The following is a 24,666-nucleotide window of genomic DNA, read 5'->3' as shown; positions in this document are numbered from 1 at the left end:
TATAAACCGCTGCGCCCATGTCCGCCAGCGGCTTGCCCGGACTGCACTTTTCCGGGCAAAACGAGGCCAACCACACAGCGGAACCAATCCGCGCAACATCAGGGAGTTTCGAGATGAATCTGGGCCGGATGCTCAAAGCCCGCGCTGCGGAAGGAAGGCCCGTGCGGGCGGGCCTGATCGGCGCAGGCAAGTTCGGCTCCATGTTCCTCGCGCAAGCGCGCACGACGCCGGGGCTGCATGTGCTCGGCATCGCCGACCTCTCCGGCGCGCGGGCGCGTGAAGCGCTCCAGCGTACCGGCTGGGACGAAGCACAGATCGCGCGCGATTTTTCCGATGCGCTGAAATCCGGCAAGACCGCCATCACCGAAGATGCGATGGCGCTGATCAACGCCGAGGGTCTCGACGTGGTGCTCGATGTCACCGGCAGCCCGGCCGCCGCGATTCGTCACTGCCTTGCTGCGTTCAAGGCCAAACGCCACGTGGTGAATGTCACCGTCGAAGCCGACGTGCTGGCAGGTCCGCTGCTCGCACAACGCGCGAAGCAGGCAGGCGTGGTCTACGCCCTCGCCTATGGCGACCAGCCCGCCCTCGTTTGCGAAATGGTGGACTGGGCGGAGGCCTGCGGCTTCCGCGTCGTCTCGGCCGGCAAGGGCACGAAGTATCTGCCGGAATATCCGCAATCGACGCCGGACACGGTCTGGAATTACTACGGCCTCACTGCCGAACAGGCGGCGGCGGCCGGCATGAACTCGCAGATGTTCAATTCGTTTCTCGACGGCACCAAATCCGCGATCGAGATGGCCGCGATCTCCAACGCAACCGGATTGAAAGCGCCTAGCCGCGGCCTCGCTTTCCCGCCCTGCGGCGCGGACGAATTGCCGAAGCACCTGATTCCGGCGGCGGCCGGAGGCGTGCTGGAAGAAAGCGGCATCGTCGAAGTGGTGTCGTCGCTGAACCGCGACGGCTCTCCGGTGGAACGCGACCTGCGCTGGGGCGTGTATGTCGTGTTCGAAGCGGGCGCGGACGATGCCCGCGCCGAATACACGCGCCGCTGCTTCGCGGAATACGGCATGATCACCGACAAGTCGGGACGCTACTCCGCGCTCTATCGTCCGTATCACATGATCGGACTTGAACTCGGCATCTCGGTCGCGGCGGCTGCACTGCGCGGCGAAGCGACCGGAACCGCGGATGCGTTCCGCTCCGACGTCGTGGCGGTCGCGAAGCGCCCGCTTGCCGCCGGTGAAGTGCTGGATGGCGAAGGCGGCTACACGGTGTACGGCAAGATCGTGCGCGCAGAGGATTCGCTTCGCGCCAATGCATTGCCCATAGGCCTCGCGCACAAGGTGAAGCTGAACAAGCCGGTAGCGGCTGGCGCCGCCGTGCTCTGGAGCGACGTGGCGATTGCCGAAGACGATACGGTGAAATTCCGCCGCGAGATGGAGCAGGCATTCGCGCCGGGAAAGTCCGCGGCCGCGTAACTACTCAGCGGCGACCGGGCGTTCCTGATCGCCGCGCTTCGGCACGTCCGGCTCTTTCTCGTTGATCTTCGCCGCGATCTTCTGATCGTACTTGTCGAGATACATATAGATCACGGGCGTGATGTAGAGGGTGAGCAACTGCGAGAGCAGTAGCCCGCCGACGACCGCGACGCCGAGCGGCTGGCGCAACTCCGCACCCTCGCCCGCGCCGAGCGCGATGGGCAGCGTGCCAAAGATGGCGGCCATTGTCGTCATCATGATCGGGCGGAAGCGAAGCAGCGCGGCTTCGCGGATCGCTTCGTAGGCATCCATGCCGTGTCGCCGCCGCTCGATGGCGAAGTCGATCATCATGATCGCGTTCTTCTTCACGATCCCGACCAGCAGCACGATGCCGATGATGGCGATGACCGAAAGGTCCATGCCGAACAGGAGTAGCGTCAGCAACGCGCCGATGCCTGCGGACGGCAGACCCGAAAGAATCGTAACCGGGTGGATGAAGCTCTCGTAGAGAATGCCGAGCACGATATAGATCACGAGGATCGCAGTCAGGATCAGCAACGGCTGGCTGGACAGCGAGTCACGGAAGGCCTGCGCCGTACCCTGGAATCCGGTGGAAACGCTGGCCGGCAGATTTGAATCGCGCTCGATCTGCTGGATCGCCTGCACCGCTTCGGAGAGCGCGACGCCCGGCGCAAGGTTGAAGGAGATCGTCACCGCCGGCTGCTGCTGCTGATGCGCGATCTGGAGCGGGCCTACCGAACGGCGGATGGTCGCAATCGCTTCGAGCGGCACGAGTTGCCCCGTCGCAGCACGGAGATAGACCTTCGAGAGGTCCGCCTCACCGCGCTGGAAGCGGCGCTGCGCCTCGATGATGACCTGATACTGGTTGTTCGCGGTGTAGAGCGTCGCAACCTGCCGCGTGCCGTACTGGCTGTAGAGCACGCTACGGATCTGGTCGTCACCGATGCCGAGCGCACGCGCCTTGTCGCGGTCGATGTCGATGGAAAGCTGCGGATTGGTGATCTGCAAATCGGAGGTGACGTCGCGCAACATCGACAGTTGGGAAATCTTTTCCTCAAGCTGCGGCGCGATCTGGTACAGCGCGTCGGTATCCGAACTCTGCACGGTATATTGGTAAAGCGATTTCGCGATGGTGCCGCCGACCGAAATATTCTGCACCGGCTGGAAGAACACCTGCACGCCCGGCACCTGCCCCGCGGTGCGCCGCAGCCGCTGGATGATCTGGTTCGCGCTTTCCGTTCGCTCATGCCGCGGCTTCAATGCGACGAACAAGCGGCCCGTATTCGTGGTGCGGCTGATGCCGGTCGCGCCCGCCGTGGAAACGACATAGGCGACGTCCTTGTCCTGACGGATGATCGCGGCAACCTGCTGCTGGCGCTCGGACATCGCTTCGAACGAGGTGTCGGTCGCCGCTTCCACCGTGGAAGAAATGAAGCCGGTGTCCTCGATCGGGAAGAAGCCTTTCGGCACCCAGGTATAAAGACCGATCACGATGAACAGCGTGGCAAAGGTCGCCATCAGAGTCGCCGGGCGATGGCGCAGCACCCAATCGAGCGTGCGCTTGTATTGCGCCAGCAACCAGTCGAAGCCCGCTTCCGAATACTGGAGCAGCTTCATCGGCTTCTTGTTGTGATCGACCGGCTTCAGCACGCGGGCGCAAAGCATCGGCGTCAGCGTCAGCGAAACGAAACCGGAAATCAGGATCGCGACCGAGATCGTCACCGCGAATTCACGGAACACGCGGCCCACGACGCCGCCCATGAACAGAACCGGGATAAAGACGCAGACCAGCGAAACCGTCATCGAGACGATGGTGAAGCCGATCTCGCGCGTACCGATAACCGCCGCCTTGAACGGCGGCATGCCGTTCTCGATGTAGCGGTATATGTTTTCGAGCACGACGATGGCGTCGTCGACCACGAAGCCGACGCACAATACCAGCGCCAGCAGCGTCATGTTGTTGATCGAATAGCCGAGCAGATACATCGCCGCGAAGGTGCCGATGATCGAAAGCGGCAGAGCCAGCGCAGGTACCAGCGTCGCGCGTCCTGAGCGCAGGAACAGGAAGATCACCAGCACAACGAGAACCACCGCCTCCAGCAGCGTGCGCTGCACGGCGGAAACCGAATTGCGAATGGATACCGAGCGGTCCATCAGCGTTTCGATGGCGATTGCGCCCGGCACGGCCGCACGGAATTCCGGCAATCGTTTCTTCACCAAGTCCACGACGTCGATGGTGTTGGCGTCGGGCTGCCGGTAGATCGCAAGGTTGATCGAGCGCGTGGAGTTGTACCAACCCGCGATGCGCTCGTTCTCGACCCCGTTCTCGACGATGGCGACATCGGAAAGCTTGACCGGCGCACCGTTGCGCCACGCCACGATCAGATCGCGATATTTCGCGGCGTCCGCCTGTTGCGATCCCATGTCGAGGGTAAGCGTCTGTTTGGGGCCTTCGAGCACGCCGATCGGCGTAATCGACGTCGAAGCTGCAATCGCAGCCTGCACGTCGGTCAGGGAAATGCCGCGCAAAGCTATCGCATCGGGGTCGATGCGGATGCGCAGCGCATACTTCTGCCCGCCGAAGATATTGACCTGTGCGACGCCGGGGATCTGCGAAATCTGCTGCGCGATGACCGTCTCGCCGTATTCGTTCACCACCGAGAGCGGAAGCGTGTCGGACACCAGCGACAGGAACAGCACCGGCGCGTCCGCAGGGTTCACCTTGCGGAAGCTCGGCGGCGTGCGCATTTCCACCGGCAGGTTACGTTGCGCGACCGAAAGCGCGGACTGCACGTCGAGCGCCGCCGCGTCGATGTCGCGGTTCAGATCGAATTGAATCGTGATCGAGGTCGAGCCGGTAGTGCTCGACGAACTCATGGTGGTGATGCCGGCGATGGTTGCGAGCTGGCGTTCGATCGGAGTGGCCACCGTTGCGGCCATCACTTCAGGGTTCGCGCCGGGCAACGTCGCGGTGATGTTGATTGTCGGGAAATCGACGCGCGGCAGCGCGGAAACAGGCAGCAGACGATAGCCGAACACGCCAGCCATGATGATCGACGCCATCAGCAGCGTGGTCAGCACCGGGCGGCGTATGCACAGCTCGTAGAATGTCATGCTCAGCTACCTGCCGGCTTCTTGATATCGACGCGCGAACCGTCTCGCAGCGAAAGCTGTCCGTCGGTGACGACGGTCTCGTCTCCATTCAAGCCCTCGGTCAGTGCCGCAAATCCGTCCTGTGTGCGCAGGACCTTCACGTTACGGACCCTCGCGACATTGTTCTCGATCACGAAAACGAAATTGCCGCGCTGGCCGACCTGAATTGCTTCGGCCGGCACAACCACGAGGTTGGGATCGGTTTTGAGCGTAACGCGAACGCTGGCCAGCGTGCCGGGCCAAAGCCGCTCGTCGGCATTCTCGAAGGTGGCGCGAACCAGAATGGTGCCGGTCTGCGAGTCCACCGCGTTCTCGATGAACGCAACGCGGCCACCGCTCAAGGAATATTCGTTTTGCAATGCGACCTCGACGGCCGCTTTTTCGCCCGCAGCGCGCAGATCGGGAATGAAGCGCTCAGGCACGCCGAAGGCGACATAAATCGGAGAAAGCTGATTGATGGTGGCGAGCGGCGTACCGGCATCGGCGGAACGGACAATCGCACCCTGCCTGACGTTGGCGACGCTCATGCGGCCCGACACCGGCGCCTTCACGTCGTAGTAGGTGCGCATCACGCGCAGATTTTGCAGATTGGCTTCGTCCTGCGCGACGGTCGCCTTCAGCACGGCTACATTGGTTTTGGCGTCGGCCTCTTGCACTTGCGACAGCGTGCCCTTCGCGGCGAGACCAATGATGCGCTCGCGGTCACGCTCGGCTTTTTCGAGTTGCGCCTTGTCGCGCAGCAAAGTCGCTTCCGCCTGCTGAATCTGGGCGTCGATGGCGCGGGCGTCGAGCGTGAAGAGGAGATCGCCCTCGTTCACCTTCGCGCCATCGGTGAAGTGAACCTTCAATACCTGACTGTCCACACGCGAGCGGATCGAAACGGTGACAAGCGGCTGTACCGTGCCAAGCGATTCGACGCGATACGGGACGTCCATGCGCTTGGCCTGCGCGGCGCTAATCGAGATTGCGGCAGGGCCTTTTTTCTTTTGTTGCGCGGAAGACCCCGTTCCACCGCCGAAACTCCACCATCCGCCGATCAGCAAAATAGCGGCAGCGCCTGCGATCCAGAGGACGCGGCGTTTGGGCATCGAGAAATTCGTCGGCAGGGCAGACTTCATTGCGGTGTCCGGCGGGCATAAACGCGCGCATTTCTAACATTCTAATCAAGCTAACGGGATTAACTTGCAGTAATTGTTACCCGCGCATGACGGTCTTTACCGGCTGAAATGGCAAATAGATCAGCAAGTTAAGCAAAGTTGCGCGCGACGGCAAAGTTGCCAATTCTTCTTGCGCTGCAATCCGGCCCCGGAATGCCGGAAATCAGGTCTCAGCCTTTTTGGCCGTGGCCGTGATTATGACCGTGGGCGTGGTCATGGCTGTGGCCATCGTGACCGTGATCATGGCCGCAACCACAGTCCGGTCCATGCTCGTGATGATGGTGATGGCCATGACCATGATCGTGGTGGTGGTGACCGCCACCCCCGATCGGATCGAAAGGCGCCACAACCGGGGTAAGCGAAGCGCCCATCTGGGTCAGTGCCTGCTCGACCGATGACTCGCGCGCGACCCGGATGGTGGACCCGGAGAATTCGACCGCGATATGCGCGTTGCCCAAGGCATAGGCTAACAGCGAGAGGGTCTGGGCGTCGGGAGCGGTTGCTTCGACCAGTTGTTCCGCAGCCGCCACGACGCGAACGATGCGCCCGTCTTCCAGTTTGATGCCGTCGCCATCGCGCAGGACGCCTTCGTCACCAGCGTCCAGCATGAAAACGGTGTCGCCGTTTGCCCGCATCGCGACACGGCGCAGGCCGCGCCCGTCATGGGGCAATTCGATGGTGTCGGTTTCGCTGGCCCGGTCCCAATGGCCGGAGGCCAGCACTTCCTTCGCGCGGATCATCTGCCGTCATTCCTGTCCGGCAGCCTTCCAAGCATGGAACGGGAGCGCGCGGCAAATGACGGGAGCGCGCGGCACGATTGCGGTGGCGGAGCCTAGTTTTCGACGGCCTGCTGCGGCAAGCGCAACCGCTTTCGCAACAGGACGCGGCCGTCCTCCTGCAGCGTGAAATCGATTTCGTCGCCGGAATTGAGGTCCCACAACCGCCGCAGCACGACGGGAAGCGTGATCTGCCCCTTGCTGGTGAGCGTCGAGCGCGCGCGATAGCTGATCTTGTGAGCCATAGCCCTCTCCTTACGGAAGTAAGGAGACTGGAAGGTTATGGTTAAAGAAGGCTTAACGCTTCGAGGCGACGCGCAATCGTTCGATCGCGCCATCGAGCGTCGCGTCGCGCTTCGCAAAGCAGAAGCGCACCACGCTCGTCACCGGGTCTTCCGCGTAGAACGCCGAGACCGGAATCGCGGCCACCTTGTTCTCCGTCACCAGCCGCTGGCAGAAATCGCTGTCCCGCTCGTTGATGCCGAGCGCGGCCAGATCGACATTCATGAAGTATGTGCCCTGGCTTTCCAGCGGATCGAAGCCGACGGTCTTCAGCCCGGCCGTGAAGCGGTCGCGGGAGCGCGCGAGTTCGCGGCGCATGCCGAGAAAATAATCGTCTTCCTTGCCGAGACCATAGGCCACTGCCGTTTGCAGGTTCGGCGGCGTGGTGAAGGTGATGAACTGGTGCGCCTTGGAGAGTCCGCGCATCAGCGCGGGCGCGGCGCAGACGAAGCCGACTTTCCATCCCGTCAGGCAGAATATTTTTCCGGCGGAGCCGATCTTCACGGTGCGCTCGCGCATGCCCGGCACGCTGAGCATCGAGATGTGCTTGCGCCCGTCGAACACGACGTGCTCCCACACTTCGTCGCAGATCGCGACGGCGTCGTATTCCTCGCAGAAGCGCGCGAGCAGTTGCAGGTCTTCCATGCCGTACACGATGCCTGCGGGATTGTGCGGATTGTTGAACAGTACGGCTTTGGTCTTCTTCGTGAACACACGCTTCAGGGCGTCTTCGGTGATGCGCCAGTGCGGCGGCTCAAGGCGCACCAGTTTCGGAATCCCGCCCGCGCGTTTCACCATCGGCAGGTAGGAATCGTAGAGCGGCTGGAACAACACGACTTCGTCGCCCGGCTCGATCAATGTGAGGATCGCGCCGGTGAGCGCCTCGGTCGCGCCGGACGTGACCATGATCTCGGATTCGGGATCGAGCGTTACGTCCTGCCAGTGCGCGTAGTGTCTTGCGACCGCGGCACGCAGCTCCGGCAGACCCATCATCGGGGGATACTGGTTCCAGCCGGAGACGACCGCTTCGGCCGCCTTCCGCCGCACGTCTTCCGGTCCTGGGTCGTCGGGAAAACCCTGCCCTAGATTAATAGCGTCATGCTCGCGGGCGAGCCGCGACATGACCTCGAATACCGTGACCGGCAAGTTGGCAAAAACGGGATGCATCGGCGGTCGTTATGCGGCTGGTCGCCCGGAAAACAGATTCAGACTTTGGTTTCGACTTCGAGGCTGATCTGCGTACCGGCCAGCGCCTTCGAGACCGGGCAATTCACCTTCGCGCCTTCGGCGGCTTCCCTGATCTTTGCCGCATCGGCACCCGGCGCATCAACCACGGTTTTCAACTTGATGCCGGTGATGTTCGCGCCCTTCTCGCCGAGAATCACCTCGACTTCCGCATCGGTGTGGATGGACTTCTGGTCGATGCCGGCGCGCATCAGTGCGAAGCCGAGCGCCATTGTGTAGCAGCCTGCATGCGCCGCGCCGATCAGTTCTTCCGGCGTGGTCTGCGACGTGCCGCCTTCGAAGCGCGCCTTCGAACTGTAAGGGGATGCTTTCAGCACGCCCGACTTCGTGTCGATCGTGCCGGTGCCGTCCTTCGGCGAACCTTCCCAATGGGCGCTGGCGTAGCTTTTCATTTCTGCCTCCTGTCGTGTTTATTTCATTTGCCCTGCTGGTTGCGTGCAACTTTGCGCGCGAACCGTTTGGGATAACCTAGCAGGCGGCGCAGCGAACGCGAACGGATGGGTGCGAACCCGCCTTGCGGTTCCTGCACGAAATCGAGACGCGCTTCCGTAACCCTGTCGTCGTCGAGTTCGCGCACCACGAGCCGCGCCAGGCCGAGATCGATCTTGTTGCCGGGCCGCGGCGAGTCCTCGAAACGCTGCGCAAACAATTCTGCAATCGTCATGTCGCGCTCGCCGGGCTGCACGTTAAGCCCGTACATATCCGCGACCGCGCCCATGCGGATATCGCCCTTGAACGGAAACGCGGCGGAAGTTTCCTCGTCGATATAGCCCTCGTTCGGCGCGAACAGGCGGTCGAGCCGTTCGACGCGCTGCGGTGGCGCGAGGAAGTAGCCGTAATCTCCGACACGAAGCGCGCCCGCTTCCGTCGGCGAAAGTATCGCTTTATTGCGGATGATGAGAACGGGCCGCGCCCATGCCGGCCAAGTGCCGTGACCGACCACGGGGCTGCCTTCGACAATCGGATAGCCGACGAGTTCCTCGTCGAGCTGACCGGGCAAGTCGATTTCGATGCGCTTCACCGAAGGCGCCGGATCGTCGAGCGCGACACCGAGCCTTCTTCCAACACTGGAAAGCGACCAGCCCTGCACGATCAGCGAAACGACGACGACCACGAACGCGATGCCGAAAATCTCATCGGCTTCCGGTACGCCGGAGAGTTTCGGGATCGCCGCGAGAAAAATCGAAACCGCGCCGCGCAATCCGACCCATGAAATGAAAATCTTCTCGAGTTGCGCAAAGCGGAAAGGCGAAAGGCACAGCCATACCGCGATGGGACGCGCGAGAACGATGATGAATACCGCGATCAGCAGCGCCTTCCAGAGATACGGCACCAGTGCGCTCGGCGTCACCAGCAAGCCGAGCATGATGAACATGACGATCTGACAAAGCCAGGTCAGCGTATCGTGGAACGTCGTGATGGACGCGAACGCGCGCACCGGACGATTGCCGAGCACGATGCCGGCCAGATAGACGGCGAGGAAACCGGAGCCGCCAGCCGACACAGTCAGCGCATAAATAAAAACCGCGCTTGCGACGACAAGGAGCGGATGCAGACCCGACGGCAGCGAGATGCGGTTCAACGCCAGCGAGATGGCGAACCCGCCGGCGACGCCAAGCAAACCACCTACCGCTGCTTCTTTCAGAACCGTGAGCACGACACGCGAAAAGCCGTATTGCGCGGCCTCCGGCTGCTGGCTTGCGATGATCGCCTGTACCAGCAGGATGGTCATGAATACGGCGACCGGATCGTTGGTGCCGGATTCCATTTCCAGTGTCGCCGCGACCCGGCGCTTCAGTTGCTGGCCGCCCGCGCGCAGGAGGAAGAAAACTGCCGCCGCGTCGGTAGAGGCGACCACCGCACCGACCAGCAGGCTTTCGCGCCAACCCCAGCCGAACAGAAGCCACGTCAGAATCCCGACCAGAATGGCCGTGATGATGACGCCTACGGTAGCCAGCGTCATCGCAGGATAGAGCGCTCCCCGGAAGCTCGCGAAGCGCGTGCGCAACCCGCCGTCGAACAGCACGATGGCAAGCGCCGCAGAACCGACAACATAGGTCGAGGCGAAATCGTCGAACTTGATCCCGCCCGGCCCGTCTTCGCCTGCGAGCACGCCGATCAGCAGGAAGACCAGCAGCAACGGTGCGCCGAGCCGGGTCGCGATCAGGCTGGAAAATACACCGATCACCGCCAGCGCTGCACCAATCAGCAGCAAGGCGTTGGCATAGGTGAGCGAAAACGTAGTCACGGCGCGGACAAACCCCTTCACGGGCGGGGCTGGGCCACTCCCGGCGATGCTTCTCATTCCTATTATGAGAAACCGCTAAACGTTCGTCTCTGAATATCTGCGTAGAATCAGGACGAATTTAGCGAATATGATGCCCTGAATGCGTTATCTGCTCGCCTGCAGCAGCCGTCAGCGCATCGTCTGGTCTCGAACGGTATCTCGCTCCCTCAAGACCCACGCCGGCGACAGGCAGTTGGCTGGACGACGGCGTGGCAATCCGTTTGCCGACTCGTTCGGCTCTCTCCGGCGGCGATGTGTATGGGCAGGCTTTCCAAGGATCGTGGGCGGGAATCGATCCCTGCCGGTGCCGCATCCCTGCGCCGCGGACGGCTGTTTTCCCTTACGGAATGCCGGTTTGTGCCTATTTCATCCTCGGCCCCGGCATTGAAAGGGGGTGCCCTGTCCGCTATACGGACCCGCGAAAAACGGGGTTGCGCATAGCCGCCATTCCCGGCCAAGAAATCCCTTCCCGCCGCTTTATCCGGCCTCGCGCGGAGCCAGTTCATGTCCTCGACCTTCGACACGGTCGCCAACATCATCGCCGAAACCTGCGACATCCCGCGCGACCAGATCACGCCGGATAGCCACGTCTCCAAGGACCTCGGCATCGACAGCCTCGACTTCCTCGATATCGCCTTCGCCATCGACAAGAAGTTCGGCATCAAGATGCCGATCGAACAATGGACCGCCGAGGTGAACGAGGGGAAAGTCGCGGACGAGCAGTATTTCGTCCTGAAGAACCTCGCCGAGCGCATCGACGGACTCGTCGCCGCCAAGAGCGCCTGAGGCGTTCCATATGCGGCTCGAATATTTCGAGCTTGTCGACCGGATCGAACAGCTCGACCTCGAACAGGGCCGGATACTCGCGCGCGGCAACGTGCCCGCGGCCAGCCCCGTGTTCGAAGGACACTTCCCCGGCCATCCGCTGGTGCCGGGCGTCATGCTGATCGAGTTCATGGCGCAGGCTTCCGGCTGGCTGCTGCTCGCCAAGCTCAAGTTCGAACGCATGGCTTTCCTCGCCGCGGCGAAGGAAGCCAAGTTCCGCGACTTCGTGCAGCCTTCCGTGACGTTGATTGCCGAAGCGAATGTCGAGCACGATGGCTCCGGCTACGGCATCACCAAATGCAAGATCCGCCGCGAGGACGGCTCGGCGGTCGCGGATGCCACCATCACGCTGCGCTACATGCCGTTCCCCTCACCCGATTTCTCCAGGCTGATGCTTGCGCGCGCGCAGCAGATCGGCCTGCCGCTGCCGGCATAAGCTCATGGACAATTCTCGCGACACGATCATCACCGGCATTGGCCTCCTCACTTCGCTTGGCGAAGGCGCGGAGACGCATCTCACACGTTTCGTTTCCGGCGACGTGCCGGTCACCGATTTCAAGACTTATCCGACGTTCCTCATCCATCCGCTTGGACCGGTGGATTTCGACAAGCAGATTCCGAAGAAGGGCGACCAGCGGCAGATGGAGCCGTGGCAACGGATCGGCACCTACACCGCCGGCCTGGCGCTGACCGACGCCGGCGTCGCGGGCAATAAAGAAATCCTGCAACGGATGGACATGATCGTCGCGGCCGCGGGCGGCGAGCGCGACATCAACGTCGACGCCTCGATCTCCGGCGAGTTGCGCACCGCCAACAATCCGGGCGCGAAGCTGAACGAGCGGCTGCAAACCGAATTGCGCCCCACGCTATTCCTCGCGCAGCTCTCGAACCTGCTCGCGGGCAATATCTCCATCGTGCACGGCGTCACGGGTTCTTCGCGCACCTTCATGGGCGAGGAAAGCTCCGGCATCGAGGCGGTGCGGGTCGCAACCGCGCGCATCGGCGCGGGCACCAGCGACATCGCGCTTGTCGGCGGCGCGTATAACGCGGCGCGGCCCGACATGATCGCGCTCTGGGAATATGCGGGACTGAATTATCGCGACGAGTTCAAGCCGGTTTTCGCTTCAGACCGCAAGCCGGGCATGGCGACCGCGAGCGGCGGCGCATTCCTCGTGCTCGAATCCCGCGCCCACGCGGAAGCGCGCGGCGCGAAAATGATCGCCAAAATCTCGCTGGTTAAATCAGCGCGGGCAAAGCGCGCCAATGCAGGCGCGGTCAGCCAGTCCATCGGCAGCCTCATCGACGAGGCGAAGGCGAAAGCGCCCTCGCCCGCCGCGATCTTCTCCACCGCCAGCGGCGTCGAACCGGCGACCGGCGAAGAAGCGAAAGCATTGCAGGCCGCGCAGCTTCCCGTGCGCGCAGTGGCAAGCCGTATCGGACACCTGTTCGAGCCGTCTTTCCCGTTCGGCCTCGCCTTCGGCGCACTCGCGGTCCAGAGCGGCAAGCTGCCGAAAGCCTTCGACGGCGTGGAGTTGGAAGCCTCCGGGGCGGATGGGGTAAAGTCGGTGATCGTCTCTACGGTCGGTCACTGGAGCGGCGAAGGCGTCGGCATCGTCGAAGCCGCCGGATAAGAGGTTCGCGATGGCAAACCAGTTCAAGGATTCGATGGGCCGCCCGATCGTGGTGGTGACCGGCATGGGCGTCGTCACCTCGCTCGGACAGGGCAAGGAAGACAACTGGAAGAAGCTCACTTCCGGCGTCTCCGGGATTCACCGCATCACCCGCTTTCCGATCGACGGACTGAAGACCACGATTTCCGGCACGGTCGATTTCCTGTTCGACCGGCCCGTGGCCGCGCCCGAACTCTCCGAGCGCCTCGCGGCGCTGGCCGCCGAAGAAGCGGTGGCGCAGTCCGGCATCGGCGCGAAAGCCGATTTTCCGGGTCCGCTATTCTGCGCCGTGCCGCCGGTCGAGATCGAATGGCCGCAGCGGAATGCCATCGCCGCGGAAGCCGATCCGGCGGCGGCGTTCACGCCCGAACTCGCGCTGGAAATCTCCGGCCGCTCGAGGCATCCGGAATGGCACGAGATGTTTCTGTTCGGAACGGTTGCGGACCGCATCGCTGACCGCTTCGGCACGAAGGGCCTGCCGATTTCCGTCTCGACCGCCTGCGCATCCGGCGGCACTGCGATTCAACTCGGCGCGGAAGCGATCCGCCGCGGCGACTGCGAAGCCGCACTCGCGCTCGGCACCGACGGCTCGGTGCATGCGGAGTCGTTGATCCGTTTCTCCCTGCTCTCCGCGCTCTCGACGCAGAACGAAAACCCAACGCAGGCATCCAAACCGTTCTCGAAGAACCGCGACGGCTTCGTGATCGCCGAAGGTGCTGGCGCGCTGGTGCTGGAAAGCCTCGAACACGCGACCAAGCGCGGCGCGAAGATTCTCGGCGTGGTTGCGGGCTTTGGCGAAGTTTCCGACAGCTTCCATCGCACCCGCTCCAGCCCCGACGGCAAGCCGATCATCGCCTGCATCAACAACGCGCTGAAAGACGCCGGCATCGGCGCAGGCGACATCGACTACATCAACGCCCACGGCACCTCGACGCCGGAAAACGACAAGATGGAAACGCTGGGCGTGACGGAAGTGTTCGGCAAGGACACGAAGATTCCGATCTCCTCCAACAAGTCGATGATCGGCCATACTCTCTCCGCCGCCGGCGCGGTCGAAGCAGTGTTCTCGCTGCTCACGCTCGCGCACCAGCGCATCCCGCCGACCATCAACTACACCGTGCCCGATCCGTTGATCCCGCTCGACGTGGTGCCGAACACGGCGCGCGACGCGAAGGTGACGCGCGTGCTCTCCAACTCGTTCGGTTTCGGCGGACAGAACGTCAGCATCGTGCTGACCGGCGAACCGGCGTAAACCGCGCCGGGCCGAAGCAGGGAATTGTCAGCAATGCGCGCGTTGCGTTTGTTCGGGGACCGCAAGCTCGAAATTTCCGAGATCGACCCGCCTGCCCCGCCCGCGCCGGGCCAAGTGCAGGTGCGCACCCACGCGGTCGCGCTCAATCACATCGACGTCTGGGGCTGGCGCGGCATGGCTTTCGCCAAGCGCAAGATGCCGCTCGTGGTCGGCGCGGAAGCCTCCGGCGAAATTGCCGCGATTGGTGAAGGCGTAACCGGCTTTAAGGTCGGCGATCCGGTCGTGCCTTACGGCGCGATGACCTGCAATCATTGCAAGGCGTGCGTTGAGGGCCGCGACAATCTTTGCGAGAACGTCGCGGGCGTCGCGGGCTTTCACATCGACGGCTTCGCACAGGATCTCTACAACTGGCCGGCGCGGCTGGTGGTGAAAGTGCCTGCCGGCGTTTCTCCCGCGGATGCTTCCTGCGCGCCCCTCACCTTCGCAACCGTCGAGCACATGCTGTTCGACAACGCGAAGCTGCAATCCGGCGAGACGGTATTGGTGCAGGCGGGCGGCTCCGGCATCGGCTCCGCCGCGATCCGGCTGGCGAAGGACATCGGCGCGGTGGTCTACACCACGGTCGGCGACGACGAGAAAGCAGCGAAAGCAAAAGCGCTCGGCGCGGATGAAGTCATCAACTACAAGACCGACCGCTTCGAAGGCGCGGTGCGCAAACTGACCAAGAAAAAAGGCGTCGATGTCGTGTTCGAGCACACCGGCGCGGAAACATGGAACGGCTCGCTGCTCTCCATGAAGAAAGGCGGCCGCCTCGTCACCTGCGGTTCGACCTCCGGCCCGACGGTGCAGATGAACCTGATGATGCTGTTCCAGCAGCAATACAAAATCTTCGGTTCGTTCGGCTTCGCGATCCGCAATGTCGGCGAGGGCCTTGCGAAAATGGCGCGCGGCGTGAAGCCGGTCATCGACACCGAACTGCCACTCGCGGAATTCGAGAAGGGGCTGGAGCGCCTCGAAAGCCGTCGCGTATTCGGCAAGATCGTCGTGCGCTTCTGATGATGCGCCGGCTGTTTCCTTACGGCTTCCGGCACTGGTGGAAGTACAATCCTTATATCCGCGGTATGAAGCGCACGATCGGCTTCGTGCTGCTGCCGATCACTTGGCCGCTCGGCCTGATTTGGCGGCTTGTAGTCAAGGGCTTCGTCCTTTCGCTCATCTTCATCCTGCAAAAGATCGGGCCGGATCGTTCCGCCGATGCCGCCGCGTGGATCGCGCGCAAGATCGGCCCGCGCATCCGCGTCGCCAAACTCGGCCGCGCGAACCTGCGCGCCGCCTACCCGGAAAAAACGGACGAAGAGATCGAGAAAATCCTGACCGGCGTGTTCGATAATTTGGGGCGTGTCGCAGGAGAATTCGTCCATCTCGGCAAATTGTGGGACTGGGACGAGAACGCCGAACGCGGCGGGCGCATCACGATTTCCAAGGAAGTATCGGAGCGATTCCTCGCGCTGCGCGAGCGCGACAAGGCGGCGGTCGTCTTCACCGGGCATCTCGCGAACTGGGAACTATGCGCGGTTGCGGCTGCGGCACACGGCCTGAAATCCTCCGTCGTATTCCGCCCGCCGAACAACCAGATTTTCGAGGAAATCATCGAGCGCACGCGCTCCGGCGTGATGGGCGAGATGATCCGCTCCGAACGACAATCGGTATTCACGATGGCCGGCGTGCTGGAACGCGGCCGCATCCTCGGCGTGCTGGTGGACCAGTATTTCCAGGGTGTGCCGATCAAGTTTTTCGGGCGGCAAACGCGCGCCAATCCGCTTGCCGCGCGGCTCGCCCGCCAGTTCGATTGCCCGGTGTACGGCGCGCGCGTCATCCGCCTGCCGGAAGGGCGCTTCGCGCTCGACCTGACCGAGCCGCTCGACCTGCCCCGCGACAAGGACGGCAAGATCGACGTGGACGCGGCGACGCAGACGATCAACGCGGTCGTCGAAGGCTGGATCCGCGAATATCCGGAGCAATGGCTCTGGCTGCACCGCCGCTGGCGGTGACTGCGTTCTCGCCTAGCGCCCGGTCTTCACCCGCGTCCAGATGCGCGTCACCGTCCGCTGCAACTGCGGCGGATACGGCGTCACCGTGTAGAGGCGGCTGAACACATCCTGCGTGGGATAGATCGCAGGGTTGCCCAGAATCTCCTTATCGACATCCTTCTGCGACGCGAGGTTGCCGTTGGCATAGGCGACCTGATTGGTGTTACGCGCGGCAATCTCCGGGCGCATCATGAAGTTGATGAAGACATGCGCGGCCTCGGCGTTCGGCGCATCCTTCGGGATCGAGAAGGAATCGAACCAGATCTGCGCGCCCTCTTTCGGCACCACGTAGGCGATATTGACGAGCGGCCTCTTGGTCTTCTCCGCCGCTTCCTTCGCACGGGCCTGCGCCTGGAAGATGTCGCCGGACCAGCCGATTACGAAACAGATTTCGCCGTTGGCGAGCGCGTTCAAATATTCGGACGAATGGAATTTCTGGATATAGGGACGGACCTTGAGCAGCAGCTCGCCTGCCTTCTCGATGTCGGCGGCGTTCTTCGAATCCGGGTCGAGACCGAGATATTTCAGCGCGGCGGGAATGAGTTCTTCCGCAGTGTCGAGCACATGCACGCCGCAGTCTTTCAGCTTTGCAATGTTTTCCGGATTGAAGAAGATTTCCCAACTGTCGATCGGCTTGTCGCCGAGACGCTTCTTCACCTGATCGACGTTGTAGCCGATGCCGGTGGTGCCCCACATATAGTTCACGGCGTATTCGTTGCCGGGATCGTAGGCAGCGAGGCGCTTGGTGATCTCCGGCCACGCATGTTGCAGGTTCGGGATTTTCGACTTGTCGATCTTCTGGAATACGCCGGTCGCGATCAGGCGGCGCAACACGGTCGAACCGGGCACCACCACGTCATAGCCGGTGCGGCCGGCGAGCAGTTTCGCTTCCACCACTTCGTTGGAATCGAAGGTGTCGTAGCGCACCTTGATGCCGGTTTCCTTCGTGAATTCTTCCAGCACCTTCGGGTCGATGTAATCCGACCAGTTGTAGATGTTGACGGCCTTCTCCTGCGCCGAAGCGGCAAACGCACCGGCGAGCAAAAGCGCGAACACTTTCAGCGAACGAAGAAACATCGAAGACACCCGGAGATCGAGGTTACGGCCGCGAGCGAAACTAGTCGGCAATGGCGGCGCGCTCAACAACCTTTCCGGCGTCTCAACCCTTTTCGGTGTCGAGGCCGGCGGCCTTCCACGCGAGAATGCCGCCTGCGAGATGCTTGTTGTATGGCAGGCCCGCCGCCTGCGCCGCTTCCGAGGCGATCACCGAGCGGCGGCCGGAGCGGCAGGAAAACACCAGCGTCTTTCCGGCAGGATCGGGCAACGCCGCGGGGTCGAATACCGAAAGCGGAAAATCGACCGCGCCGGGGATGCGCTCGGCGGCAAGCTCGTTCGGTTCCCGCACATCTACCAGCAGGATCGAGCCGTTCTCGATACCGGCCTTCACTTGTTCGGGGGAAAGGTCTTCTACGTTCCCGGCCATGCCGCGCGCTCCACGCAAGGCCGCGAGCAATGCGGCGGCGGCGGCGGAAGGTCAAGCAGACTTTAGGGGCGCAGGTTCGGCGGTGCGGCCGGGGCTTCCTTCAGGAGCGTGATGGTCACGCGGCGGTTCGCGGCCATGTACGGATCTTCGGGAAACAGCGGGTCGCTGTCGGCGCGGCCCGCGACCATGAAGACCTGCTGCGTGCGCACGCCCGCGCCCTGCAAAATCTGGCGCACCACATTGGCGCGGTCGGCGGAGAGATCGAAGGAAGTGTAGTCGCCGCGCGGCGGCACTTTCTGCGCGGCGGTGTGCCCGGAAATGACGATCCGGTGCGGCATGGCGCGGATCGCTTCCGCGATCTTCACCAGCAGCTTGCGGGTGCGCTCGTACGGTTCCTTGGAGCCGTCCGGGAACATCGAGCGCCCGTCCTGATCGACGATCTCGACATTGAGACCCTCTTTGGTCTCGGTGAACATGATGTGCTTGGAGAGTTCGCTGATCTCCGGCAGATCCTGCAAAGCCTGCCGCAGCGATGCGGCAGCGAGCGCGAACTGACGGTCGCGGATCGCGCGCAGGCCGGAAATCAGATCGTTGTCCTGCTCGTCGCGCGAAGGACGCTCGCTGGTTTCATCGGGACGCAGGTTGGTCTTGGCGTTCAGCAGCTTCGTGCGCAACGGCAAGCCATCGACTTCGACGATACCGGAGTAACGCGACTCGCGCTGCGTGCCGAAGGCATCGCGCATCGAGCCGGTCATCAGTTTCATTTTCTCCTTATCCATCGTCGAGTAGGCCGCGATCATGACGAAGAACGCCATCATGAGCGCCATCAGGTCCGCGAAGGTTACGAACCAGCCGTGACCGCCGCCGTGGCCGCCGCCATGTCTACGCTTGACCGCCATTTCGGTACCTGCCCCTCACCCTGCCCGGATCAGGCGGGCACAGCTTCCGGCTGGTGATGGTGACGCTCCGGCAGATAGGCAACGAGCATCTCGCGCACGATTGCCGGACTCTTGGCTTCGCGGATCATGAGCACGCCGTCGATGATCAGCGTCCGGTTCGTCTCCTCGTCATGGAGCTTGACCTGCAACTTATCGGCAATCGGCAGACAGACAAGGTTTGCGAGCACCGCACCGTAAAGCGTCGCGAGCAGCGCAATCGCCATATAGGGTCCGAGCTTCGAGGGATCGGACATATTTGCGAACATCTGCACCATGCCGATCAGCGTACCGACCATGCCGAAAGCAGGCGCGCAGTCGCCGATCGCGCGGTAAATCTTCTGGCCTTCATCCAGATGCATGAAAAAGGTCTCGCGCTCGCGTTCCATCGCGTCGCGGATGAACGACGAGTCGTAACCGTCAGCTACGTAGCGCACGCCCTTTGCCAGAAACGGGTCTTCAATTTCTTCCCTTTCGAGACCCAGCGGTCCGGCCTTGCGAGCAACTTCGGCAAGGCGGGCGATCTCGTCGACGAGTTCGAGCTGCGTCATGCGCCGCATCGTGAAGGCGTATTTTGCGCCGAGCGGCAGGCCGTGCAGGATCGAGGAAAGCGGAAAACGAATGAGTGTCGCGGCGGCCGAACCGCCGAAGATCACGATGGCTGCGTGAGAATCGACGAACGTGCCGAGATCGCCACCCATGAGGATCAGCGCGACGACGATAATCGACCCGAAAATCAGGCCGAGGCCCGTTGCCAAATCCATAGGGTTCTCCCTTTACGCGTGCAGCCTGTCCTTGGCCGCTTTACTCTGGGTTCCGATAGTTAGCCGGGCGCGCCTAAGAAGGGGTTAAGTGCCGGAATTTGCTGGGCCAATGCATTGTCGTCTGCGCCCTTTCGCACGTTCGCGGGCTACGCTAGGAGAACCCTAACGACCGGTTAAAAACGTCAATGAGCTGCGGAAAACGCGGCACTTTTGGAGGAGTACGATGCGCGAAGTTGGTCATTTCATCGGCGGCAAGCACACCAAGGGGACATCCGGTCGCACCGGCGACGTGTTCCAGCCCATGACGGGCGACATCATCGCGAAGGTCGCGCTGGCCAATAAAGCCGACGTCCGCGCCGCGGTCGAAAACGCCAAGGCCGCACAGCCCGGCTGGGCCGCCACCAACCCGCAGCGCCGCGCCCGCGTCATGTTCAAATTCCTCGAACTGATCGCGAAGGAAACCGACACGCTTGCCGACATGCTGGCGCGCGAGCACGGCAAGACCGTCGCCGACGCCAAGGGCGATATCCAGCGCGGCGTCGAGGTGGTCGAATTCGCCTGCGGCATCCCGCATCTGCTGAAGGGCGAATACACCGACGGCGCGGGTCCGAGCATCGACATCTATTCCATGCGCCAGCCGCTCGGCGTCGTCGCCGGCATCACGCCCTTCAACTTTCCGGCGATGATCCCGATGTGGAAGTTCGCCCCGGCAATCGCCTGCGGCAATGCTTTCATCCTGAAGCCGTCCGAGCGCGATCCGGGCGTGCCGATGCGCCTCGCCGAGCTGATGCTTGAAGCGGGCCTGCCGGCCGGCGTGCTGAACGTCGTCAACGGCGACAAGGAAGCGGTGGACGCGATCCTCGACGACCCGGACATCCGCGCCATCGGCTTCGTCGGCTCCACGCCGATTGCGGAATACATCTACACGCGCGGCACCGCGAGCGGTAAGCGCGTGCAGTGCTTCGGCGGCGCGAAGAACCACATGATCGTCATGCCGGACGCGGACATGGACCAGGCGGTCGATGCGCTGATCGGCGCAGGCTACGGCTCGGCGGGCGAACGCTGCATGGCGATTTCGGTCGCCGTGCCGGTCGGCAAGGACACGGCCGACAAGCTGGTCGAGTGTCTCATCCCGCGCGTCGAGAGCCTCAAGATCGGCCCGTCCACCGATGCGGGCGCGGACATTCCGCCGCTGGTGACGCGCGCGCATCTGGAGAAGGTGAAGAATTACGTCGAGATCGGCGTCAAGGAAGGCGCGAAGCTGAAAGTCGACGGCCGCAACTTCAAAATGCAGGGCTACGAAAAAGGCTTCTATATGGGCGGCTGCCTGTTCGACGAAGTGACTCCGGACATGCGCATCTACAAGGAAGAAATCTTCGGGCCGGTGCTCTCGGTGGTACGCGCGAACAACTACGACGAAGGCCTCAAGCTCGCGAACGACCATGAGTTCGGCAACGGCGTTGCGATCTTCACCCGCGACGGCGACGCGGCGCGCGATTTCGCTAGCAAGGTGAACGTCGGCATGGTCGGCATCAACTTCGCGATCCCGGTGCCGCTCGCCTATCACACCTTCGGCGGCTGGAAGCGTTCGGGCTTCGGCGACCTGAACCAGCACGGGCCGGACTCGGTCCGCTTCTATACGAAGACGAAAACGGTAACTGCGCGCTGGCCGAGCGGCATCAAGGGTGGCGCGGAATTCACTATCCCGACCATGAAGTGACGTTGAAGCGCCTAACGCTTCAATGTGGTCCTGGCTTGGCGTAACGAAGGCCGGGATCGTCCTGTTGCCGATAACAATCCCGGATAGCGGCTTTGCCGCTTCCGGGACGACAAGGAAAGCAAATGGCCGAATACAAGCTCCATTGCTTCGCGCAGTCCGGCAACTCCTACAAGGTCGCGCTTTATCTCAACCTGATCGGCGCGGACTGGGAGCCGGTTGCGGTCGATTTCTTCACCGGCGAAACGCGCTCGCCGGAGTTCCGTGCGAACGTCAACGAGATGGGCGAAGCCCCCGTGCTCGAGCACAAAGGCAGGAAGCTCACGCAGTCAGGCGTGATCCTGACCTATCTCTCGGACCTCACCGGCAAGTTCAAGCCGCAGGACGAAGACGAGAAACTGGAAGCGCTGCGCTGGATTCTGTTCGACAATCACAAGGTGACGAACTTCCTCGCGACGCACCGTTTCTTTCGCAATTTCTTCAAGGACCCCAACCCGGCACTCATCGAGTTCCTGCGTGGCCGCGCCGTGTCGAACCTGAAGATCGTAGACCTTCATCTCGCAAAGCAGCCGTTCCTGACCGGCAAGAACCCGACCATCGCCGACATATCGGTGCTCGGTTATCTCTATTATCCCGACGAGGAACACGGCTTCGAAATCGAGAAGGAGTTTCCCGCCGTTCACGCATGGCGCGAGAAATTCAGGGCGATGCCCGGCTGGAAACACCCCTACGATCTGATGCCGCAGCCGCCTTCTTTCAAGAAGTAACAGCCCATAAAAAAACCCGCGAGCAAAACTCGCGGGTTTTTTGTGTTTGCGGCAGAGACTACGCGTCGCGCTTGATCGCGAACGGTCCCCACGCCTGCATCGAAGCCATTGCCTCGATACGGTTGATGTTGACGTGGCGCGGCATGGTGCAAACGAAGAAAATCTGCTCCGCGATGTCGTCGGCAACCATCGGCTTCACGCCCTTGTAAACCGCGTCGGCCTTCGCCTTGTCGCCCTTGAAGCGCACGACCGAGAATTCGGTTTCGGCAAGGCCCGGTTCGACCGAAGTCACGCGCACGTTCTTGCCGAGCAAATCGCTGCGCAGGTTCAAAGCGAAGCGCGTCACGAAAGCCTTGGTCGCGCCGTAGACGTTTCCGCCCGGATAGGAATAATTCGCGGCAACCGAACTGACCACGACCACATGGCCTTCGTCGCGCTCGACCATGCCGGGCAGCGTGTTGCGGATGGTGTAGACGAGACCATTCACGTTCATCGCGATCATCTGGTCCCAGTCTTCGATCTTCGCCTCCTGCGCCGGCTCAAGACCGATCGCGCCGCCTGCATTGGCGACCACGACGTTGACCTTCTTGAAAGCGTCGGGGAGTGAGTTGAGCGCCGCGATGGTCGCCTTGTTGTCGGTGACGTCGAAGTTCAGCGTATGGCAGTTCGCCCCCAGTTCCTTCTTCAAGGCGTCGAGGCGATCCTGACGGCGTCCGGTGCCGATCACCTTCGCGCCGGCTTGCGCGAAGCGCCGCGCCGTCGCGGCGCCGAAGCCGGAGGTCGCGCCGGTGATGAGCACGGTCAGGGTTTTGGGGTCGAGCATCTGCGAAGCCATGAATTCCTCTCCTGCGAATAGCAGCGGTTCTATTCCGCCTGTTCGTTTCTGGATCAGCGCGCGGTCAGGCCGCCATCGATCGGGATTTCCGCGCCGGTGATGAAAGCGCTTTCGTCACTTAGCAGAAAAACCGCGAGGTTCGCTACCTCTTCCGGCTGTGCAAAGCGCGAGAGCGGTACATCCGCGGTCATGCGTTCGCGGGCGGCATCGCGAGACTTCGCGTTTGCAAGCAGGGCCTCGACCATTGCGCCCTCGACAAAGGTGGGATGCACGGAGTTCGAGCGTACCGGAGGCTTCAAGCGCGCGCCGTGAAGCGCCACCGATTTCGAGAGCAGCCGCACCGCGCCCTTGGATGCGTTGTAGGACGCGAGATTGTGCCCGGCGACAAGGCCGGAAACGGAAGACAGGTTCACGATGGAGCCGCCTCGGACCTTCAGGAGCGGCATTGCGTATTTGCAGCCAAGATATGTGCCGTCCACGTTCACCGCCATCGTGCGCCGGTATTGCGCATAGTCCTCGCTTTCGATGGTGCCGAGCGAAGCGATGCCTGCGGAATTCACGAGGCCGTCGAGGCGGCCGTGCTTTTTTGCGACGGCTTCCGCCACGCTTTTCCATTCGCTTTCCGAAGTCACGTCGAGCGCGAAATCCTGTCCCTTGTGCGAGGCGAGATCGGTGCGGATCGCGATGCCGCCCTCTTCTTCCACGCGCTTCGCAACCGTGCCGCCGATGGTTCCTGCGGCGCCGGTGATCAGCACGATCCTGTCTTTCATTCTTGCGGCCATGACATTTCCTTCAGGGCTTCCTTCAAAGCAAAAGACCCGCCGCGATCATGCGGCGGGTCTCGAGCTTTGGAAAGGCGAAGTTTTTATTCCTTCACCGGACCGGCGTATTTTGCGACCAGCGTTTCGACGTCCTTGAGGAGCGTATCGGCGTCGATGCCCTTGCCCTTCAGTTCGGCGACCCACGCGGCGATGACCGGCTTGGCGGCATCCTTCCAGCGCTTGGTTTCCTTCGAGTCGAGCACAACAATCGCGTTGTTCCGCTTCTTTGCGAACTCAAGGCCCGGAATGTCGCCTTCATCCATCACGCGGCCGACCCAACGCGACGCGGCAGCGCCGGAGTTGTCGTCGATGACTTTCTTGAGGTTGGCCGGCAGGCTGTCGTACTTCGCCTTGTTCATCACGAAAACGAACGCGGCGACGTAAAGCGAGCGGTTGCCCGAGAAGGTCGTGTGCGTGTTGACCAGTTCGGCGACGCGCAGCGGCGTGGTGACTTCCCACGGCACCACGGTGCCGTCGATCACGCCCTTGGCGAGCGCGTCCGGCATCGCCGGGACCGGCATGCCGACCGGGGTCGCGCCGAGTGCTTCGATCAGCTTGTTCACGACGCGCGACGGACCGCGTAGCTTGAGACCTTTCATGTCCTCGAGCTTGCGGACGCCGTTACCCTTGACGTGAAGCACGCCTGCGCCATGCGTATGCACGGCGAGAACCTTCACGTCCTTGAACTCGTCTTTCAGGTGCTTCTCGTAATATTCCCACGCAGCCTGGCTGGTCTGCTCGGCGTTGCCGGCAATGAATGGCAGTTCAAGCGCTTCGATGCGCGGGAAGCGTCCCGGCGTGTAACCGGGCAGCGTCCATACGATGTCGACAACACCGTCCTTGGCCTGATCGAACAGTTGCGGCGGCGTGCCGCCGAGCTGCATCGAGGGATAAAGCTCGACCTTGATCTGACCCTTCGAATCTTCCTCGATTTTCTTCGCCCACGGCGCGATGAAGTTGCGCGGTACCGGAGCCTGCGCAGGCAGGAACTGGTGGATGCGCAGCGTGATCTGCTGGGCTTCGACGGGAGCGGACGTAAACGACGCAGCCAATACGATCGCGGCGGCGCTTAGCTTTTTCATGTAGTTCATCAGTTCTCCTCCAG

General features: G+C 62.4%; 23 protein-coding genes. 9 read left to right on the top strand and 14 right to left on the bottom strand.

What is annotated here, in order from left to right; all coding sequences use genetic code 11:
- The first annotated feature begins 113 nt into the window (after window positions 1–113).
- On the top strand, window positions 114–1,481 hold the full coding sequence (locus tag KF794_04240; GenBank protein QYK45912.1) for a flagellar biosynthesis protein FlgA: 1,368 nt from the start codon (window positions 114–116) through the stop codon (window positions 1,479–1,481).
- Here KF794_04240 and KF794_04235 read toward each other — a convergent pair whose 3' ends face one another.
- The 7 genes from KF794_04235 to KF794_04205 all read right to left on the bottom strand — a co-directional run bounded on the left by KF794_04235 (window position 1,482) and on the right by KF794_04205 (window position 10,420).
- A complete protein-coding gene (locus KF794_04235; protein QYK45911.1) occupies window positions 1,482–4,616 on the bottom strand; it encodes an efflux RND transporter permease subunit in 3,135 nt (1,044 codons plus the stop codon). It lies immediately after the preceding gene.
- 2 nt (window positions 4,617–4,618) lie between these two features.
- A complete protein-coding gene (locus KF794_04230) occupies window positions 4,619–5,773 on the bottom strand; it encodes an efflux RND transporter periplasmic adaptor subunit (GenBank protein QYK45910.1) in 1,155 nt (384 codons plus the stop codon).
- 209 nt (window positions 5,774–5,982) lie between these two features.
- Entirely contained in the window at window positions 5,983–6,552 is a 570-nt protein-coding gene (locus KF794_04225) for an urease accessory protein UreE (protein ID QYK45909.1), read from the bottom strand.
- A 92-nt stretch (window positions 6,553–6,644) separates the two neighbouring features.
- A complete protein-coding gene (locus KF794_04220; GenBank protein ID QYK45908.1) occupies window positions 6,645–6,833 on the bottom strand; it encodes an AbrB/MazE/SpoVT family DNA-binding domain-containing protein in 189 nt (62 codons plus the stop codon).
- A gap of 52 nt (window positions 6,834–6,885) precedes the next feature.
- Window positions 6,886–8,037 (bottom strand): aminotransferase, encoded by a 1,152-nt coding sequence (locus KF794_04215; GenBank protein QYK45907.1) that lies wholly within the window; start codon window positions 8,035–8,037, stop codon window positions 6,886–6,888.
- Between the two features lie 38 nt (window positions 8,038–8,075).
- Window positions 8,076–8,507, bottom strand: coding sequence for an OsmC family peroxiredoxin (locus tag KF794_04210; GenBank protein QYK45906.1), 432 nt, complete (start codon window positions 8,505–8,507; stop codon window positions 8,076–8,078).
- A 23-nt stretch (window positions 8,508–8,530) separates the two neighbouring features.
- Window positions 8,531–10,420: a potassium/proton antiporter gene (locus KF794_04205; protein ID QYK45905.1), complete on the bottom strand. Its 1,890-nt coding sequence runs from the start codon at window positions 10,418–10,420 to the stop codon at window positions 8,531–8,533.
- Window positions 10,421–10,906: 486 nt separating this feature from the next.
- Between KF794_04205 and KF794_04200 the strand changes: the two genes are divergently transcribed.
- The 6 genes from KF794_04200 to KF794_04175 are packed head-to-tail and all read left to right on the top strand — an operon-like array spanning window position 10,907 to window position 16,200.
- Window positions 10,907–11,188 carry an acyl carrier protein gene (locus KF794_04200; GenBank protein QYK45904.1) on the top strand — a complete coding sequence of 94 codons (282 nt, stop codon included), beginning with the start codon at window positions 10,907–10,909 and terminating at the stop codon, window positions 11,186–11,188.
- 10 nt (window positions 11,189–11,198) lie between these two features.
- Window positions 11,199–11,663 carry a beta-hydroxyacyl-ACP dehydratase gene (locus KF794_04195; GenBank protein QYK45903.1) on the top strand — a complete coding sequence of 155 codons (465 nt, stop codon included), beginning with the start codon at window positions 11,199–11,201 and terminating at the stop codon, window positions 11,661–11,663.
- A 4-nt stretch (window positions 11,664–11,667) separates the two neighbouring features.
- Window positions 11,668–12,858, top strand: a complete 1,191-nt coding sequence (locus tag KF794_04190) for a beta-ketoacyl-ACP synthase (protein ID QYK45902.1) — start codon at window positions 11,668–11,670, stop codon at window positions 12,856–12,858.
- Between the two features lie 10 nt (window positions 12,859–12,868).
- Window positions 12,869–14,149 carry a beta-ketoacyl-ACP synthase gene (locus KF794_04185; GenBank protein QYK45901.1) on the top strand — a complete coding sequence of 427 codons (1,281 nt, stop codon included), beginning with the start codon at window positions 12,869–12,871 and terminating at the stop codon, window positions 14,147–14,149.
- A gap of 33 nt (window positions 14,150–14,182) precedes the next feature.
- Window positions 14,183–15,205 carry a zinc-binding dehydrogenase gene (locus KF794_04180; GenBank protein QYK45900.1) on the top strand — a complete coding sequence of 341 codons (1,023 nt, stop codon included), beginning with the start codon at window positions 14,183–14,185 and terminating at the stop codon, window positions 15,203–15,205.
- Window positions 15,205–16,200 (top strand): lipid A biosynthesis lauroyl acyltransferase, encoded by a 996-nt coding sequence (locus KF794_04175; protein ID QYK45899.1) that lies wholly within the window; start codon window positions 15,205–15,207, stop codon window positions 16,198–16,200. Before KF794_04180 ends, KF794_04175 begins: the two co-directional genes overlap by 1 nt.
- A 12-nt stretch (window positions 16,201–16,212) precedes the next feature.
- Here KF794_04175 and KF794_04170 read toward each other — a convergent pair whose 3' ends face one another.
- The 4 genes from KF794_04170 to KF794_04155 form a co-directional block, all read right to left on the bottom strand.
- Window positions 16,213–17,316, bottom strand: a complete 1,104-nt coding sequence (locus KF794_04170; GenBank protein ID QYK45898.1) for a polyamine ABC transporter substrate-binding protein — start codon at window positions 17,314–17,316, stop codon at window positions 16,213–16,215.
- An 82-nt stretch (window positions 17,317–17,398) separates the two neighbouring features.
- A complete protein-coding gene (locus KF794_04165; GenBank protein ID QYK45897.1) occupies window positions 17,399–17,722 on the bottom strand; it encodes a rhodanese-like domain-containing protein in 324 nt (107 codons plus the stop codon).
- A 62-nt stretch (window positions 17,723–17,784) separates the two neighbouring features.
- Window positions 17,785–18,621, bottom strand: a complete 837-nt coding sequence (locus KF794_04160; GenBank protein QYK45896.1) for a flagellar motor protein MotB — start codon at window positions 18,619–18,621, stop codon at window positions 17,785–17,787.
- A 29-nt stretch (window positions 18,622–18,650) separates the two neighbouring features.
- Window positions 18,651–19,421, bottom strand: coding sequence for a MotA/TolQ/ExbB proton channel family protein (locus KF794_04155; protein QYK45895.1), 771 nt, complete (start codon window positions 19,419–19,421; stop codon window positions 18,651–18,653).
- A gap of 223 nt (window positions 19,422–19,644) precedes the next feature.
- Between KF794_04155 and KF794_04150 the strand changes: the two genes are divergently transcribed.
- Together KF794_04150 and KF794_04145 are read left to right on the top strand one after the other, a co-directional pair.
- On the top strand, window positions 19,645–21,141 hold the full coding sequence (locus KF794_04150; GenBank protein QYK45894.1) for a CoA-acylating methylmalonate-semialdehyde dehydrogenase: 1,497 nt from the start codon (window positions 19,645–19,647) through the stop codon (window positions 21,139–21,141).
- Window positions 21,142–21,263: 122 nt separating this feature from the next.
- Window positions 21,264–21,905, top strand: coding sequence for a glutathione S-transferase C-terminal domain-containing protein (locus tag KF794_04145; protein QYK45893.1), 642 nt, complete (start codon window positions 21,264–21,266; stop codon window positions 21,903–21,905).
- Between the two features lie 58 nt (window positions 21,906–21,963).
- On the opposite strand, the gene KF794_04140 is transcribed toward KF794_04145, so the two are convergent.
- The 3 genes from KF794_04140 to KF794_04130 form a co-directional block, all read right to left on the bottom strand.
- Window positions 21,964–22,740, bottom strand: a complete 777-nt coding sequence (locus KF794_04140) for an SDR family NAD(P)-dependent oxidoreductase (protein ID QYK45892.1) — start codon at window positions 22,738–22,740, stop codon at window positions 21,964–21,966.
- A 53-nt stretch (window positions 22,741–22,793) separates the two neighbouring features.
- Window positions 22,794–23,522, bottom strand: coding sequence for an SDR family oxidoreductase (locus KF794_04135; protein QYK45891.1), 729 nt, complete (start codon window positions 23,520–23,522; stop codon window positions 22,794–22,796).
- A gap of 83 nt (window positions 23,523–23,605) precedes the next feature.
- The gene (locus tag KF794_04130; protein QYK45890.1) at window positions 23,606–24,652 is read right to left on the bottom strand and encodes a TRAP transporter substrate-binding protein; all 1,047 of its coding nucleotides are present in this window, start codon (window positions 24,650–24,652) and stop codon (window positions 23,606–23,608) included.
- Window positions 24,653–24,666: the final 14 nt, after the last annotated feature.

It is taken from the genome of Xanthobacteraceae bacterium (genome assembly GCA_019454205.1).
Classification (GTDB): domain Bacteria; phylum Pseudomonadota; class Alphaproteobacteria; order Rhizobiales; family Xanthobacteraceae.
This window is presented reverse-complemented; position numbering and strand designations above follow the sequence as displayed.